Source organism: Leucobacter sp. MMO-125 (assembly GCF_037148395.1).
In the GTDB taxonomy this organism is placed as follows: Bacteria; Actinomycetota; Actinomycetes; order Actinomycetales; family Microbacteriaceae; genus Leucobacter.
Genome location: NZ_JBBCTL010000003.1, coordinates 212249 through 229873, shown reverse-complemented (window position 1 = coordinate 229873; position 17625 = coordinate 212249). Strand labels below are relative to the sequence as shown.

General features: G+C 66.4%; 8 protein-coding genes. 6 read left to right on the top strand and 2 right to left on the bottom strand.

Going from position 1 to position 17625, the window contains the following annotated elements:
• Positions 1-80: 80 nt before the first annotated feature.
• Positions 81-1418: an MFS transporter gene (locus WFI54_RS08695; RefSeq protein ID WP_336652398.1), complete on the bottom strand. Its 1338-nt coding sequence runs from the start codon at positions 1416-1418 to the stop codon at positions 81-83.
• Positions 1419-1533: 115 nt separating this feature from the next.
• Here WFI54_RS08695 and WFI54_RS08690 point away from each other — a divergent pair, with 115 nt between their 5' ends.
• From WFI54_RS08690 to WFI54_RS08680, 3 genes are all read left to right on the top strand, one after another.
• The gene (locus WFI54_RS08690) at positions 1534-2454 is read left to right on the top strand and encodes a helix-turn-helix transcriptional regulator (protein WP_336652397.1); all 921 of its coding nucleotides are present in this window, start codon (positions 1534-1536) and stop codon (positions 2452-2454) included.
• Between the two features lie 141 nt (positions 2455-2595).
• Entirely contained in the window at positions 2596-4155 is a 1560-nt protein-coding gene (locus WFI54_RS08685) for an alpha/beta hydrolase (RefSeq protein ID WP_336652396.1), read from the top strand.
• Between the two features lie 214 nt (positions 4156-4369).
• Positions 4370-5872, top strand: coding sequence for an alpha/beta hydrolase (locus tag WFI54_RS08680; RefSeq protein ID WP_336652395.1), 1503 nt, complete (start codon positions 4370-4372; stop codon positions 5870-5872).
• Between the two features lie 32 nt (positions 5873-5904).
• Here WFI54_RS08680 and WFI54_RS08675 read toward each other — a convergent pair whose 3' ends face one another.
• Positions 5905-7263, bottom strand: a complete 1359-nt coding sequence (locus WFI54_RS08675) for an MATE family efflux transporter (RefSeq protein WP_336652394.1) — start codon at positions 7261-7263, stop codon at positions 5905-5907.
• Positions 7264-7431: 168 nt separating this feature from the next.
• Between WFI54_RS08675 and WFI54_RS08670 the strand changes: the two genes are divergently transcribed.
• The 3 genes from WFI54_RS08670 to WFI54_RS08660 all read left to right on the top strand — a co-directional run bounded on the left by WFI54_RS08670 (position 7432) and on the right by WFI54_RS08660 (position 17445).
• Positions 7432-9435 (top strand): M13 family metallopeptidase, encoded by a 2004-nt coding sequence (locus tag WFI54_RS08670; protein WP_336652393.1) that lies wholly within the window; start codon positions 7432-7434, stop codon positions 9433-9435.
• A 331-nt stretch (positions 9436-9766) separates the two neighbouring features.
• Positions 9767-13459, top strand: a complete 3693-nt coding sequence (locus WFI54_RS08665) for an SdrD B-like domain-containing protein (RefSeq protein ID WP_336652392.1) — start codon at positions 9767-9769, stop codon at positions 13457-13459.
• 278 nt (positions 13460-13737) lie between these two features.
• The gene (locus tag WFI54_RS08660; protein ID WP_336652391.1) at positions 13738-17445 is read left to right on the top strand and encodes an SdrD B-like domain-containing protein; all 3708 of its coding nucleotides are present in this window, start codon (positions 13738-13740) and stop codon (positions 17443-17445) included.
• Positions 17446-17625 lie beyond the last annotated feature (180 nt).

Here is a 17625-nt window from a genome sequence, read left to right as displayed (position 1 = left end):
GCCTCTCGGCGGGGAAGGGGGGGAGGGGGCAGGCAGGGAGGGAGGGGGCAGGGCGGGAGAATGAGGGGCCGCGCAGCGGATCAGCGCCGCGATCGAGCGGCCGACGCCGCGAACAGCACGTAGGCGGCGAAGGGCAACAGTGCCCAGAACGCAGTAAGTAGCCCGATGTGCTCGCCCAGGAATCCGAACGCCATCGGCCCCACAAGCATCGAACCGTAGCCGAGCGCCGACACCGCGGCAACGTCGCGGGCGGCGGTGTCGGCGCGATCCGCCGCCGCTGAAATCGCGATCGGCCAGCCGAGGCTCGTGCCAACGCCCCAGGCGAGCACCCCGGCCACCGCGCCCGCCGTGCCGGGCAGCAGAATCGTCATCATCACGCCGGTCGCTGCGATCACCGCAGATGCTCGCATCACGGGCACCCGGCCGAAACGCATGATGAGCCACGAACCGGCGATCCGCACCGCCATCACCGCGACGAAAAACACGCTGAGCATCACCGATCCCAGCTGATTGCTGAGGCCGCGACCGTCGACCAGCGCGAGCGGCAGCCAGTCGCTCGCGGTGCCCTCGAAGAGGCCGAACGAGAGCGTGAGCAGGCCGATGCAGAGAATACGTGGGTCGCGCCAGGGGCTGTAGGGGCGGGCGGATCCGAGCGCCTGCGACGCCTCACTGTTCGGGCCGCTGTCGCGGTCGGGGCGCTGCACAGGAATCGACCCCGTCACCGTGGTGAAGGCGGGCTGCTCGCCCGCTGCGGAGTCGATCACAGGGATCGGGCCTGTGGCGGGGTCGTGGCCCGAGCTCGCCAGCTCGGCGGCACTGCGTGCCGCGTGCTCATCCCGTGGCAGATTGCGCAGCAGAGCAAACAGTACGACCGCGCTCACGAGCATGACCGCGGCGAAGTGCACAGGCACGGGCACGCGGAGCGCTTCGGCGAGACCGCCGAGGCCCGTCGCCGCAACAGCGCCGAGGCTGTAACCCGCGTGCATGAGCGGCATGCGGGGCCGCCCGAACGCCGCCTCCGCGTTCGCGCCGCTCACGTTCATCGCGACGTCGCAGATGCTGAACGCGAAGCCGTAGGCGAAGAGCACGGCCAGGCCAGGCGGGATCGCGCCGTACAGAATGATGGCCGCCGCGCTCGGCAAGGTGATCGCCATCGCGACAGTGCCGACGAAGATCGTGCGGCGTGGGCCGAAGCGGTGCACGATGCGGCCCGAAATGATGAGCCCCGACAGGCTGCCCACCGCGAGGCACAGACCGTAGACGCTCATCTCGCTCGCTGTGGCGCCGAGGTGATCCCGCACCGCAGGCAGGCGGCTCAGCCAGGTGCCGAAGCTCATGCCCAGCAGCAGGAAGATGACGGGTACGGTGCGCACCCAGCGCACGACTCTGCTTCGTTCACTTGCTGCCCGCTCTGCCACGGATCGAGTCTAGAGCGTGGCACGAACGCCCCGGCTTGCATCGCCCTGCTCATACCTGCGCAGGCCGCGCGCTCACCTGCTGCGGGTGCGAGCGGAAGTACAGTAATGTTTCGCCGTGGGGAAGAATTCGAAGACGAACGCAGAGGGCCTCCCGGAGCGTTCGATCACGGAGTATCGGAGCGGGGATTTCCACCGCGAAGGTGTGCGCGGCGTCGACGGCGAACTCGGTATGCAGGCGCGAGTGCGCGCGTTCGGGGCGGTTCTCGTGATCGAGGCATGGGGTGCCGGCGCAGAGATCGAACGCCGACCGTTGCGGCCGGGCTTCTCGACGATCGACATCATTTTCGTGGAGCGCGGCGAGTTCGAGTATCTCGATGGCGGATCGTGGAAGGCGTCGTCCGGGCCGTTGCTCGTCGCCCCGAGCGGTTTGCCGCACCGAGTGCGGTTTCTGGGGGAGTGGCGCTTCGTCGTCGCCCGGATTCCGCGTGAGGCCGTGCTGCCGTATGTGCCGATGCTCGCGGACACCGTGGGGATCTACTCCGAACTCACCGTGCCCGAGCGGGCCATGCAGGCGTTTCTCGATCAGGCGGTTTCGGAGCAGCAGCAGGTGAGCGAGAGTGAGAGCCAGACCGTGGATCGGCTGGTCATCGACATGGCCGGCACGCTGCTACTGGGGCGCTCCGGCACTGATACGCTTCGTGGCACGCCGCGCGCCATTGTGCGGGAGCGGGCCCTCGCTGAGATCGCGGCGCGCAGAGCCGAGCTCGGCCTCACCCCGGAGACTGTGGCCCGGGGCGCGGGGGTGTCGCTGCGGCATTTGCAGGCGATCTTCGCGGAGGCCGGGAGCTCTGTCGCCGGGGAGATCCGCAGGGAGCGGGCGCGGGTGGCCCGCTCGATGCTGCAGGATGCCAGATTCGACGGGCTCGCCGTGGGTGAGCTTGCAGTGCAGGCAGGGTTCGGATCGAGCTCGAGTATGCGTCGCGCGCTTGAGGATGTGTACGGCCTCGGGCCCCGAGAGCTGCGATCCGGGCGCTGAGGCGGCCTTTCGGTCTGCCGGGAGCGTGGGGCCTGAGTGTGGGCTGGGTTTGGGGTGGAATCGTGCGCCGGAATGGAGCAGCCTGCGCACGACTAGCGATGGGGCGCGGCCGACCGTGCGGGTTCCGCCTAATCTGAGGGTATGACCGTGCATCGACGCGCCCTCCGTATTCGTACCGCTGCTGCTCTCGCAAGCTGCGCCACTGTCGCACTCGTGGGGTGTTCTGCCAACGCGCCGACCGACGACACCGCGGCTCTGCTCGACCCGTCGACGCGCGGGGCTGCCTGGCAGGCCGAAGCATTCTCGGAGCTCTATGCGCAAGAGATCGAGTGGTTCGAGTGCGGCCCCGATGAGGGGCTCGATGACGCCACCGCCGAGGAGTTGGCCGGAGTCGGGGTCGATCTCGACGAAGTCGGGTGCGCGGCAGTGCTCGCCCCGCTCGACTGGAACGACCCCGAGAATTCGGAGACGATCGAACTTTCGATCGTGCACATCCCGTCGACGGGTTCGGATGAGCCCATTGGCACGCTCACCGGCAACCCTGGCGGGCCTGGCGCTACCGGGGTCGATTTCATGCTTGGCATGCCGCTGTCGCCGGGTTTCGAAGGCGTGCTCGAATCGTATGATCTGCTCGGCTTCGATCCGCGCGGTATTGGCGGCAGCACGCCCCTCGACTGCGACGACATCACCTCGGACATCGTGGCAGTGCAGATCGCGGAGTGCGGGGAGCGCAGCCCGCTCGTGCACACGATGGGCACGGTGCAGGTTGCACGCGATATGGAGCTGCTCAGGCACCTGATCGGGGCGGATCGCCTTGACTATCTGGGCTACTCCTACGGAACCATGCTCGGAGCGACATATGCGAGCATTTTCCCTGATGAAGTCGGTCGTATGGTGCTTGACAGCGCAGAGAACGCCGCATGGGCAAGCCCGATCCACCTCTTCGACCAACAGGTAGCGGCCGCGAACGCGATGGTTGCTCTCGCAACTGCATGCCGCACCGAGTATGCAGATGAGGTGGAGGTGTGCCCGTTCACCTCCGAAGAGTCGTTGCTTGCTGTGATCGCGGAGCTCAATGCCACACCGCTTGTTGCGAGCGACGGCACCGAAATCACCGGCGAGGTGCTACGCGGCTATCTCTGGGATGCGCTCTATTCGAGCACCTTCGAGCGAGGCCGCACGCTCGACACCATCGCCCTTGCGCTCTTCGGCGACCAGGGTGCCATTGACGGAATCGGCGAGGCCGCCGCAGGCGGAGCAGGTCTCGACCTTGCGTTCACAGTAGTCACCTGCCATTCCTTCCCGATTGAGCCCGATGTCACCGGGCTGCTCGCGCATATCGAGGAGACCGGGGTGCCGAAGCTGCTCGGCGGGTCCGAACTCACCGACGAGGTGCTGGCGCCGTTCCTTGACCTCTCTTGCTACGCCCTGCCCGAGAGCGGGCTCGACTACACCGAGTCCTTCGACGCCGCGGGTGCGGGCCCAATCCTCGTCATCGGTATCACCGGTGACCACGCGACACCGTTCCAGTACGCACAGGTGCTCGCCGATGAGTTGGGTGATGCCACGCTGCTCACCTTGGACGGGCAGGGGCACGCAGCGTCGTACACCGGTCGTTCGAGCTGCATCGATGACGCGGTGACGCGCTATCTGCTCGACGGGAAGATGCCGAAGGCCGGCACGGTCTGCACCGACGACTGAGCTGCTCGCGTCGGCAGGGCGTGGGCGTGCATTTCGCGCTCGCTCGATGCAGTTTGCGCGTGAACCGCCGCCCCTTGCCGGGTGCCCGTGATTCTCAGAGCAGGATTGCTCCGTCGCAGTCATCGCCTCGCCGATCCCGGCCTAGTCGCAGCGTGTGCGCTCCTCGCCGCGCTCAGCTGTGATGTACTGTATCCAACTTTTCAGGAGGAGCTTCATGAGGAACCGGACCACCGCAGCGTTCGCGCTGCTCGCCCTCGGCGGTCTCGGGCTTTCCGCCTGCAGCCCGGCTGTGGACGACTCCGCCAGCGCCCGTCAGGCGGAGTCCTTCCCTGGCGTGTACGCGCAGTCGATCGAGTGGGGCGAATGCGACCTCTCGGAGATTGAGGATCGCGCTGCGAAGCGTCTCGAAGAGCGGGGCGCGCCGCTCGACGAGTACGAGTGCGCGTTGGTCGAGGCGCCGCTTGACTGGAACGACCCGAGCAATCACGAGACGATCGAGCTCTCGGTCAACCGCCGCGCGGCGACGGGCGACGGTGAGCCCATCGGCACGCTGTTCGTGAACCCGGGTGGCCCGGGCGGCAGCGGCGTCGATCTCGCCTACCGGGTGTCGGTCATGAACGGTGCCGAGCCAGTGACCGAGCGCTACGACGTCGTCGGTTTCGATCCACGGGGCATCGGCCGCAGTTCGGCCATCGACTCCCCCGGCTTCTCGAGCGTGCGCGAGTTGGAGATCGCGCTCTGCGCCGACGCGAACCCGCTCGCTCACTCGATGGGCACCTCGCAGGTGGCGCGCGACATGGAGCTGTTGCGCGCGCTCGTGGACGACGAGAAGGCCCACTATCTGGGGTACTCCTACGGCACGGTGCTCGGGGCGACCTACGCCACGCTGTTTCCCGAGCGTGTGGGTCGGATGGTGCTCGACAGTGCGATCGCCGCTCGCTGGGCGAGTCCGCAGCAGACCTTTGCCCAGCAGGCGGCGACGGCGCACGAGGTGGTCGAGCTGCTGAGTACCTGCGCGACGGAGTACGCTCAGGCCGACTGCCCGATCGATAGCGAAGAAGCCCTGCGGCAGGCGATGCAGCGCCTCGCCGAGGCGCCGCTCGTGGCGAGCGACGGCAGCGAGATCGACGGCGGCCTGCTCTTCAGTTACCTCGCCTCGTCGTTGTACGGCATTCCAGAGACGCGCGACCTCGCGCTCGAGACGCTCGCCGGCGCGATGCGCGGTGAACAGCAGAGCATCGACGGCATCGTGGAGAGCATGGCGAACGGTGGGGCAGCGGTCGGCCCCCAGGGCTTGATCGTGCGCTGCCACTCCTTCCCCGCCGACCCCGACCTCGTGGGCTTTGTCGAGTACGTCGAGGAGGCGGGCATCCCTGAGCTGCTCGGCGGCCCCGAGGTCAATGACGAGTCGCTGGGCCCGTGGGTCGACCTCTCGTGCGATGCGCTGCCCGAGAGCGGGGACGACATCACCGAGTCGTTCTCGGGATCTCCAGACGCGCCGATCCTCGTGGTCGGAGTGACCGGCGACCACGCCACCCCCTATGAGGGGTCGCAGCAGCTCGTGCGCGAGCTCGGCAACGCGCGCCTGCTCACCCTCGACGGCCACGGACACGGTGCCAGCTTTGCGGAGCGTTCGAGTTGTGTGAACGACGCGACCGTCGCCTACCTGCTTACGGGCGAGCTGCCCGCCGAGGGGACGGTCTGCAAGACCGACTGAGCGGCGCGGATCTGAGCCGGGCTCAGGCGGGCTCAGGCACCGAGCCGCACCCAGGCGCTGCCTCGAGTGCGGACCCCGAGCGTCACGGCCCGCGCAAGCATGAACACCAGCGTGAAGCCCGCTGTGAGTGCGACAAGCGCCGCCGTGCCGCTCGGCACGAGCACGGTGAGCAGCCAGAGCGCAGGCAGGTAGACGGCGAGGTTGACGAGGCTCGTCCACGCAAGGTAGCGGGCGTCGCCCGCACCCATGAGCACACCGTCGAGCACGAAGACGAAGCCGCCGAGGGGCAGTGAGACGCCGAGCACCAGCAGAGCGGGAGGCAATATCGCGAGCACGCTCTCGTCGCTCGTGAAGATGCGCCCCAACACCGGGCTCGCGACGGCCAGCAGCGCGCCGATCGCGGCCCCGCAGGCGATGCCCCAGAAGACGGTGCGCCGCACGATGAGGCGGGCGCGCTTCGCATCGCGGGCTCCGAGCGCATCGCCCACCAGTGCCTGCGCAGCGATCGCGAGCGCGTCGAGCGCGAACGCCGCTGTCGAGAAGATCGTGAACACCACCTGGTAGCCGGCAGTGGCGGTGGTGCCGTGGCTTGTCGCTGCGAAAACCGTGACGAGCAGTGCGGCACGCAGCCCCACGGTGCGGATGAACAGCCAGCCCCCGCTGCGGCCGGCGTGGGTCAGTCCGTCGCGGTGCGGGAAGAATCCTGCCCCAGCTCGGCGGGCGTGGCGCACGATGACGATGAGATAGACGGCGACCATGCCCCACTGGGCGATGACGGTGCCCCAGGCGCTGCCTGCGATTCCGAACCCGAGGCCGTAGATGAACCACCAGTTGAGCAGCGCGTTGACCGCGAAGCCAATGGTGGCCACTGCGAGCGGGGTCTTCGTGTCTTGCAAGCCGCGCAGCAGGCCGCTCGCCGCGAAGACCACGAGCATCGCGGGGATGCCGAGACACGAGACCGTGAGATAGGCCAGCGCCTGATCAGCGGTGCGTTGTTCCACGTGGAACAGTGACACGAGCGGCCCGCTCGCCGCCCACAGCGCGGCCCCCACAGCAATGCCGATGCCGAGCGCGAGCCAGAGCCCGTCGATGCCTGCCTGTACGGCGCCGCGCAGCTCGCCGGCACCGCGTCGGCGCGCTACCAATGGGGTGGTGGAGTAGGCGAGGAAGATCATGAGCCCCACTGCGGTCTGCAGGATCGCCGCCGCGATCGCGAGCCCGGCGAGCGGTGTTGCGCCCAGATGCCCCACGAGCGCGGAGTCGACCACGAGAAACAACGGCTCGGCCACGAGGGCGCCGAGCGCGGGCACCGCGAGGTGCGCGATGCTGCGATCGATACGGCGGCGCTCGCCGCGAGGCGTTCGCGGCGGGATAGGGCTGGAACGGGGCATGCTGACCACGTTAGCGGCGACCCCCGACATCGATGCGGAGCGCGAACAGGGCAGCCGCCGGGCGGAGCGCTCACACTGTAAAGAAGTTGACACGAGTGGATGACAGGTGAAGTTTCGGTCAGAATCTTTTGCACCTTGCATGTCAGACGTCCTCGATAGGCTGTCGGCATGACCGACGCAGCTCCCGCTCCGCACACTTCCGGCATCGACCTCGCCGAACTCGACCCTGCGGTGCGACCGCAAGACGATCTCTTCCGCCACGTCAACGGCAAGTGGATCGACCGCACCGAGATCCCCTCAGATAAGGCGCGCTACGGGTCGTTCGCGGTGCTGGCCGAGAACGCCGAAGAAGCCGTGCGAGACATCATCACCGGCACAGAGGCCCCTGCGCCCGGTCTGATCACGGGGGGTGCGGATCGCGAGGCCGACAAAGTGGCAGCGCTCTACGCCAGTTTCATGGATACAGAGCGGGCCGACAGCCTCGGCGCCGAGCCCATCGTGGGAGACGTCGCAAAGGCGCGCGCGGTTGCGTCGATCCCTGAGCTGATCTCGGTAGTGGCCGAGCTGGAGCGGCAGGGTGTGGCCGGCTTCTATGGCATGTTCGTCGACAACGACCCCGGCGACCCGGCCCGCTACATCGTGTTCGTGATGCAGGGCGGGCTCGGTCTGCCCGACGAGTCCTACTACCGCGAAGAGCAGTTCGCCGCGATCCGCGAGCAGTACCGCGAGCACATCGCCCGCATGCTCGATCTCGCCGGTGTGGCTGAGGGTGCTGAGGCCGAGCGCCTCGCGCAACTCGCCTACGATCTCGAGCGTCGCATCGCCGCGTCGCACTGGGACAAGGTCGCCAGCCGCGACATTCAAAAGCTCTACAATCTGCGCACCTTCGAGGGCCTGCAGCAGATCACTCCGCAGCTTGACTGGCGCGCATACCTCGCCGCTATGGGTGCGCCAGAAGAGGCCTTTGCCGAGGTCGTCGCCGCGCAGCCCGAGGCGCTTGCGGGCCTCGCCGAGCTGCTTGTCGAAGATGAACTCGAAGCATGGCGCGCGTGGTTGCTGTGGGCGATCGTGCGCGGATCCGCATCCCTGCTCACGCAGCAGCTCTCCCGGGCCAACTTCGACTTCTACGGCACCGCCCTCACGGGGGCGCCCGAGCAGCGCGAGCGTTGGCGTCGCGGAGTCTCCTTCGTCGAAGGTGCGATGGGTGAAGCCGTGGGGCGTCTCTACGTCGAGCGGCACTTCGATGAGAACTCGAAGGCCGCGATGGACGCACTCGTGGGGCACCTCATCGAGGCGTACCGCGAGTCGATTCAGCAGCTCACATGGATGGGGCCCGAGACGCGACAGCGCGCGCTCGCCAAACTTGACAGCTTCACCCCGAAGATCGGCTACCCGGTGAAGTGGCGCGACTATTCGGCGCTTGCTGCCGACTCGGGCGACCTGCTGGGCAACTCGCGTCGCGTCGCCGAGATGGAGTTCGTGCGCGAGCTCGGCAAGGTCGGCAAGCCCATCGACCGTGACGAATGGTTCATGACACCGCAGACCGTCAACGCGTATTACAACCCCGGGTTCAACGAGATCGTGTTCCCCGCGGCGATCCTGCAGCCGCCGTTCTTCGACGCGTCATGGGATGCTGCCGTCAACTTCGGTGCGATCGGTGCCGTAATCGGCCACGAGATTGGGCACGGCTTCGATGATCAAGGTTCGCGTTATGACGGTGATGGCCGTCTGACCGACTGGTGGACCGAAGAAGATCGCGCGGCGTTCGAGCGTTTGACGGCTGCCCTCATCGGCCAGTACAACGCGCTCTCGCCCGAGGGTGCCGACGGCCAGACCGTCAATGGCGAGCTCACGATCGGCGAGAATATCGGCGACCTGTCCGGCCTTGAGATCGCTTGGAAGGCCTACCTGCGTTCGCTGGGCGGCGAGCAGCCCCCGGTGATCGACGGCCTCACCGGTGCTGAGCGGTTCTTCCTGGCGTGGGCGCAGGCGTGGCAGCAGAAGTCGCGCCCTGAAGAGACCGTGCGCCTGCTCACCATCGATCCGCACTCGCCGAATGAGTTCCGCTGCAACCAGATCGTGCGCAACCTGGCTGCGTTTCATGAGGCATTTGGCACCCAGCCGGGTGATGGCCTGTGGCTCGACCCCGAGGAGCGCGTCAGTATCTGGTAGCCGACCTCGGCGGTATACGTGCCGACAGGTGAGGTGTTCACCCGCAGCTGCCGCACAAGCCGCACAGGGTGAATTAACAGGTGAAATACATCCTGTTCTGGAATGCGTGACCCGATCCCTTCAATAGCGTGAAGGGTTGAGCGGGTTCTCGATGCGTGAAACCCGGGCGTGCGTGGGGAACGGTTCGCCCGATGGTGCTGCGCCTGCCCGCTCCGCGTCATCGGCGGAGACTCCGCCGACGAGAGTATCGGGGAGGTACGAGTTGTCGTCGAGAACCGGGATCGGGAGATCCCCAGAACGAAGCCGGAGCACGGGCCGCTTGCGGCGCGGCTTGGCAGCGCTGACCGCGCTCGCCATGAGCGTGGGGCTGCTCGCAGTGGGCGGATCCGCCGCGCATGCCGAACTGCCCACCGGCATCACTCAGGCCTACATCGTCACCAGCAACAGCACGACCTCCGAGGTTGCGCCGGTGCAGCCCGGTGCTCCCGCGAAGCGCGGCGACAAAATGTACCTGCGCGTCAGCTACGACATGGGTGCGAAGGGCAAGACCGTTGACTTCAAGCTCGGCCCCAACGCCACGATCGGCAACCCCGCGGCGCTGAAGAACGACGCGGTGAAGTCTTTCACGATGGTCGGTGATGTACTGCGCGTGGAGTTCAGGGGCGACGGCGAGGAGGGTGACCCCGAAGCGTGGCCCGATGTCACCGCCGGTGTCTTCCTGCTCGAATTCACCCTGAACGCCGACGCCGGCCCCGGCACGGTACCGCTCTCTTGGGAGGTCGGCACCGAGGTGGTGTCCGTCGATGTTGAAATCGCGGATCCGACGGCGCCGGTGCCCCCGAAGCCCGAAACCGTGAACGAGAGCTTTGGCAAGTCCACGACCTCGGGCGCCCTCACCGACATGATCGACTACGAGCAGGACGGCAACGGCTGGCAGCGCGTTGAAGCGCTGAAGCCCGAGATCGAGAGCAAACTCATCAGCTACAAACTCACCGTCGACGTGCCCAACGGCGCGGTCAACCGTGTGATCGACATCGAGGATGTGCTCCCCGAGGGCATGCAGTACGTCGACTCGAACGGTGACGAACTCTGGGCGGGCCAGGAAGTGCCTGTCGCGATCACCGGCACGCAGTGGGACGCCAACGGGCTCAACCCCACCCCGATCACGGCGCTCAGTGGCTTCGCTGCTGAGGTGGGGAACGACGACCGTTCTTTCACTGGGCAGCTCACAATCAACGGCCCCGCGAAGGTGGCCATCGCGTACCAGGCGCGGATCACCGACCGTGGCCCGATCCTCACCCGTCTGCAGCAGCGTGCGCTCGACCCCGAGAACGCCGAGTACGGCGAGTTCAAGCTGGCGCTCGAGAACACCGCGAAGTTCGTCACCCCCTCCGGCACTACAGAACGCAAGGCATCGACCGAGATCACCGGACGCATCGATGGCCCTTGCCTCACCGTGTGCGACGGACTTGGCAATACAGCCTTCGATAAGAGCGACGACTGGGCCAGCGCGCAGCGCGAGTTCGTCACCGATGCTGCGGGCAACATCGTCTCGCCCGCGGATCGTGCGCGCATCGAGTACCGGTTCAAGGCTGACCTCAGCCAGTGGGATGCCCGCAACGGCGTCGACGGCCTGCCGAACCCGGCATTCGAGCTGCAGCGCAATGCGGTGATCTCCGATGTGCTGCCCAGTCAGGCGAGCTGGAGCACCGCAAACCCGAGCTTCATCACCTTCGATGGTTCCTCGCCCGAGTTCACCTCGCTGACCAAGTTCACGGGTGCCTGCACCATCGCCGACATCGAGATCGATGCCAACATCGGCAGCTACTGCGTCGACGGCCAGACACTGCTGGTCAACGTAGGTGCGAACAAGGGCACGCGGGTGACTGTGAAGGCGCTCGCTGCGCTCACCACCGTCGCCGGACTGCCAAAGAGCGGATCGACGAGTGTGTCGGGCGGCACCGCCTACGCGCTTCGAAACGAGGCGAAGTTCCGCTGGTTCCCCGGCGTCAGCTACGACAAGACTGACAGTGTCGACAGCTACCCGGTGCAGTTGCCCGAGCCCTCCACTGACGGCCTCAAGGACAGCAGCGCGTTCCGCAAGCAGCTTGCGTCAGGGAGCACGGTGCGTGTGCAGCCGAACGGTCAGGCGCTGATCGACTACCGCTTCACGATCTACACCGACAAGACCGCTCCAGCGGCTGACCTCAACCTGGTCGACAACCTCGACAAGCGCTTCTTCGAACTCAAAGCGGACCAGCTCACGGCCCCCGCAGTGCAGATCAAGAACGCGAGCTATTCGGGTGCACGAGCGCTCACTCAGAGCGATTTCGTCTTGAGTCTCAACGCGGCCGGTGATCTGGTGATCCGCATGTCTGAGGCAGGCAAAGAGGAGGTGTCGAAGCGCGCCCCGGGTGGTCGTCTGACGATCGACCTCACCCTGCAGACGCGCAAGCTGAACGGCAAGGAGAGCCTGAGCATCCCGAACAAGGCAATCCTCTTCGGCACTGATGGTCTTGCTGACTACTGGTCAGAGGTGCAGGCGGAGGCCAACTCGTACGGATCTGAGATTACCGTGACGAAGCGCGTCTGGGACGGGCAGAACGGGGTATGGCAGCGATCGTTGAAGGCGCTCACCGATGATCAGGGCAATGTGGTGCAGTCGCGCTACGTCTACCAGATCGAGTTCAAGTCGTTCAACAACTTCACAGATGATGCGGTCATCAATGTGGTGGATCAGCTCGCGCCCTACGTCGATTTCAAGGGCTTCGTGACGAGCACTGACCCGGCTCAGTGGAGCAACCCGAACACGCCGACGGTGCCGACGCAGACGAAGAACCGACTCGCGGCGAGCTACGACGCTGCGACGCATCAGGTGCGCGTTTCCAAGCCGAAGGGCACCTGGTACCAGCGCGGCGCGACGGTGCCGTTCCTGCTGATGGTCGAGGTCAATGCCAATGCCAAGCAGGTTGCGAACAGCCTTGCCTGGAACAGCTACGGTGTCGCGAAGAGCGAGACTGTTGTTGCCGGCGCTCAGCCCGGTATCGATGTCGAGAAGTGGATCGATGAGGGTGCCGGCAGCGGCCCCGCGTATGGCACCGATGGTTCGGTGACGAACGACGGCTACGCCGGTGACTATGATCTCGATGTCACGAAGGGCATTGCGGCAGGCAAACCGCAGGCTGTGAAGTTCACGGTGTCGAACGACAGCACCGACAACCTGCGCGACATCGTGGTTTCCGACGCCCTCACCTCGGGTGCCGGCGCGGTCACCGACCTCGCCTGCGTGTTCCCCGACGCGAGCACGGGCACGAGCTGGGCAGGCCCCCTGCTGCCGGCTCAGCGTTTCGAGTGCTCCGGCACCATTCCCGCGCTGCAGCCTGGCCAGCAGCACACCGACACCGTCACTGTTGCGGCCCGCGGCGAGGTCAATCCCGCCCCGGTCTACGACACCGACACCTTGAGCGTGCACGCCAAGTCGTATGCGGTGGGCGACTACACCTGGATCGACATCAATAAGAACGGGATGCAGGATTCGGGCGAGCCTGTGTTGCCGGGCGTGCAGGTCGAACTGCTCGACGAGCTCGGCGCGGTTGTCGCGACCACGAAGACGAATGCCAGCGGCTTCTACAAGTTCGACAACCTTGCTGCAGGCAGGTATCAGCTGCGGTTCACGCTGACTGCTGAGCAGGGCAAGCGCTACAGCTTCACGAAGCCGAACGCCGGCGATGCGGCGCTCGACTCCGATGCGATTACGGGTACCAACCCATTCGTGGGCTTGAGCAAACGTTTCGTGCTCGACGACTCGAACCCCGCACTCACCCGCGACTACCCGAACGGGTATGAGGCGAGCGAGGGCATCGATCCCACCTGGGATGCCGGTGTGATCGAGGTGCCGGGCGGGGCCGCTGGCCTCGCGGCGACGGGAACCGATATCGGCGGCTTCGTCGCGGCAGCGCTCGCGCTGCTCGCACTGGGGGGCACGCTGCTGGTGGTGCGCCGCCGAAGCGCAGCGAGCGAATAGCCGGTAGCGCGAGTGAACAAGTGCCGTCTCGGGAGGAGCATCCCGAGGCGGCACTTGTCGTGAGTCGAGGTATCGGGGGTGAATGTGCGGGTGAAAGGTTGCTTCAGAGGTGGAATGTCCGAGGATGCGCTACATACGCTGTATATTGTTGGAGGCTTTTAGGGCTGTGCGTTGGTGAGCCGACGCGGTGTATGACGAAGTGCACGCTGGGTAAGGATCTTGCCGGCGGATACTCCGCCGGTCATCTTCGGGGGAGGAATGCAGAAGTGTCGTGGAGTATGAGGATCCCCGGATCTCGTGAAGAGTTCCGGCGCAAGACTCACTGGAAGCGGGCGGTCTCCGTGATCGCGGCGCTCGCGATGAGCATCGGCTTGTTGTCTGTCGGTGGCACGGCCGCCCTGGCGCTGCCCGCAGGTATCACCGGGGCGACGATCGTCGACAGCAACGGAAACCCTGTGGCCGACGGCGCTCAGCTCGACGAGGGCACGGTGCTCACGCTTGAGGTCGCCTATTCGGAACTCGCGAAGGGGCAGGCGATCGACTTCAAGCTCGGCCCCAACGCCACCCTCGGCACCCCGCTGCCGGCGGGCACCTCGGGCATCGAGAAGTTCGAGCTCGTGGGCGGCGACACCGTGCGCATCACCTTCCACAACGAGGAGAATTGGCCGGCCGGCATCATCGGCGGCGACTTCGGTCTCAAGTTCGCGCTCGCCAATGTCAACGGTTCGGGCCCGCGCCCCATCACCTGGACGATCGGCGGCGAAGACCAGACCCTCACAATCAACGTGCGCGACCGCGATGAGGTGCCGCCGATCGTGGTGCCCGATACCGTCGACAAGGCGGTGTCGGCCGGCAATCTTGACCGTTTCGTCAAGCAGGTGCGTGACGGCAACGGTGATTACGTGTTCGACTCCCTCGATCCCGCGATCGCGAACGAGGACATTTCCTACACCCTCACCGTCAACATCCCCGATGGGCAGAGCTATCCCGCCTATCAGATCGGCGACCTGCTGCCAGCGGGCATGCAGTACGTTGGCCAGAGCGGACTCGCGGGTGCCGGCGGCAACGTCGCCACCACCGCGACGCTCACGCAGTACGCACCCGGCGGCGTCGGCGGCGCGGCCGCCGGTGTGGTCACCAACCCGACCTTCGCCCCCACGGTGCAGGCGGGCGACAACTCCTTCGCGGGCACGATCCCGCTGACGGACCCCGCCAAGCTCACCGTGACCTATGCGGCGCGCATCGTCGACGTCGCTGCCTATCAGACCGAACTCGCCGCCGCCTACAACGGGCGCACCGATCCGAAGGCGCCGGGCAGCTACGGCATCACCAAGACGAACACCGCCACCTTCGGGCCGGATTCGCGCACCGACACTGCGAGCATTCAGATCCGCGGCACGGTGCCGGGCCCCTGCCCGAGCTGCAACGGTGTCTTCGATAAGACTGTTGAGGGCGGCAGCTGGAAGCGTGAGCTCGCCACCGACGTCGCCGGCAACATCCTGCCCGCGCCCGTTGACATCTCATACCGGCTCACCGCGAAGCTGAGCACCTGGGATGGCAGCAACTCGTACTACACCCTGAACCGCAACGTTGTCGTCACCGACACCCTGCCGGCTCAGGCCAGCTGGAAGAGCGGCGCGGGCGTCGTCTCGCTCGCGAGCGGTTCGACCAGCCCCGACTTCTCATCGCTGACCCTCGCGACCGGCACCTGCGACGCGGCCACCATCGCCAGCGACGCTAATATCGGCCGCTACTGCGTCGACGGTCAGACCCTGCGCGTCAACGTCGGCAAGAACAAGGACACGAACCTCGGCATCCTCGTGAACGCGCAGCTGGACCGGTTGGCCGATCCGACGACGGGCAACGGTGCGGGTCTCATCGTGAACGGCACCACCAACGTCGCGGGCGCCACGGCTTACCGCTTCCGCAACGCGGCAAGCTTCACGTTCTCGGACTCCACGGGTGCCGTGACGCGCGACGCCGATGTGCGGCCGATCCAGCTGCCCCAGGACCGCACCCCGGGTCTCAATGACTCCGACGCGTTCACGAAGGCTGGCCCTGCGGGCGAGCTTTCGGCTACGCCTGACCAGGCGACGAACATCCCCTACAGCTTCACGGTGAAGACGGGGAAGACCTCGTCAAATGCCGGGATTGTGGCGCAGGATCTGCACCTGGTCGACCATCTCGACCTGTCGGTGTTCGACGTCGCGGCAGATACCCTGCACGCGCCCAATGTGGTGGTTTCGGGATCTTACTCCGGGGCGAACCTGAACGCCGCAGACTTCAATCTCAGCCTGAACAAGCTCAGCGCGAAGCAGGGCGATCTCACGATCACGCTCACGCAGAGCGGCAAAGACAAGGTTGCGGCGCAGCCCGCTGGGCAGAACCTCGTTGTCGATCTCGTGCTGCGCACGCGCGTGCTGCAGGGCAGGGAAACCCTTGAGGTGCGAAACGTCGCCACGCTGTACGGTGCCGACGACGAAGCCGCCTACTGGGCCGAGAACAACGCCTCCGCTACCTCGTGGGGCGACGAGCTCGAAGCGCGCAAGCGCATCTGGGATTCCAAGAAGTGGAGCCCCTTCCTGAAGGTCGCGTACGAGAACGGCAAGCTGAGCCAGCCCCGCTACGCCTACGAGGTCGAGCTGCTCGGCCACGGCAGCTACAACTCCTTGAACGCTCCCACGGTGATCGACAAGTTGCCGAGCAACGTCAACTTCATCGGCTTCATCACGAGTGATGATCCCGCGGTGTGGAGCGATCCGCAGAACAGCGACGCGGTGCCAGGGCCGGTTGCGAAGAGCGGCATCGAGGCGAGCTACAACAGCACCACGCACACGGTGACCATCGAGCAGAAGAGCGGGCGCTTCCCCGTGCAGGGCAAGATTCCGTTCCGCTTCCTCGTCGAGGTGAACGACGGCAGCCAGCAAGTGGTGAACTCGCTGCAGCTCGAGGGGCTGACCACCCCGATTTCCACGACGACGATCGACGGTATCGGCGCACCCGGCATCGACATCGAGAAGTGGAATGACGAAGGGCCCGGCAGTGGCCCCGAGTACGACGCGAACGGTGCACTGATCGCCGATGGCTACGCAGGCGACTACGACGACCCCGCCGCTTTCAATGGGAAGGCGCTCGCTGGCGGCAAGTCCCAGCAGGTCAACTTCACCGTGTCGAACAACGGCCCCGACCGCCTGGTCGACATCGCCGTTTCCGATGCGCTGACCGCTGGTGCCGGCGAGATCCAGAATCTCGTCTGCGAGTTCCCCGATGGCAGCACCGGCACCACCTGGGCCGGCCCGATGGAGCTTGCAACGCAGTTCGACTGCTCGGGCACGCTCCCCGGCCTGAAAGCCGGCCAGAGCCACCGCGACACCGCAACGGTCACCGCTCGCGGTGAAGTGAACGGTGCCACGGTGACCGACAACGACGTGTGGAATGCCTACGCCAAGTCGTACGCGGTCGGCGACTACACCTGGATCGACACCAACAAGAACGGCAAGCAGGACGCGGGCGAGCCCGTGCTGCCCGGAGTGAAGGTCGAACTGCTGAACGAGCGGGGCGAGGTCGTCGCAACGACGAAGACCGATTCCCGCGGCTTCTACAAGTTCGACATGCTCGATGCCGGCACCTACCAGGTGCGCTTCACCCTGACCGACGAGCAGGGCAAGCGCTACCGCTTCACGAAGCCGAACGTTGGCGACGCCGCAAGCGACTCCGATGCGGTCACCGGCGGCAACCCGCTCGTGGGTGTGAGCAAGAAGTTCGTGCTCGACGACACGAACAAGGCGCTCACCCGCAACTACGAGAACGGTGTGGACGCCAGCGAGGGCATCGACCCCACCTGGGATGCCGGTGTGGTTGAGATCGACAAGGCGCCGCTCGCGGTGACCGGCGCTGATCTCAGCGGCCTCATCGTGGCAGGGATCACGCTGCTCGGTCTTGGCGGGGCGGCGCAGGTGATCCGGCGCCGGAAGGTGGCCGCGTAGGCGGTTCGCGATCCGCACCCCGTGGGGGCCCGCCCCGCGCACAAGCGGGGGCGCGGCCCCGCTGCGTTCCGGGCTGTGCGAGCGTGCGCGCTCGCGCAGCGGGCACGCTTCGCCAGGAATGGACGGCGTTCTCTGGTCGGGGTGAGCGACGTGTGCAACGATGGCTGTGCCGAGCCGCAC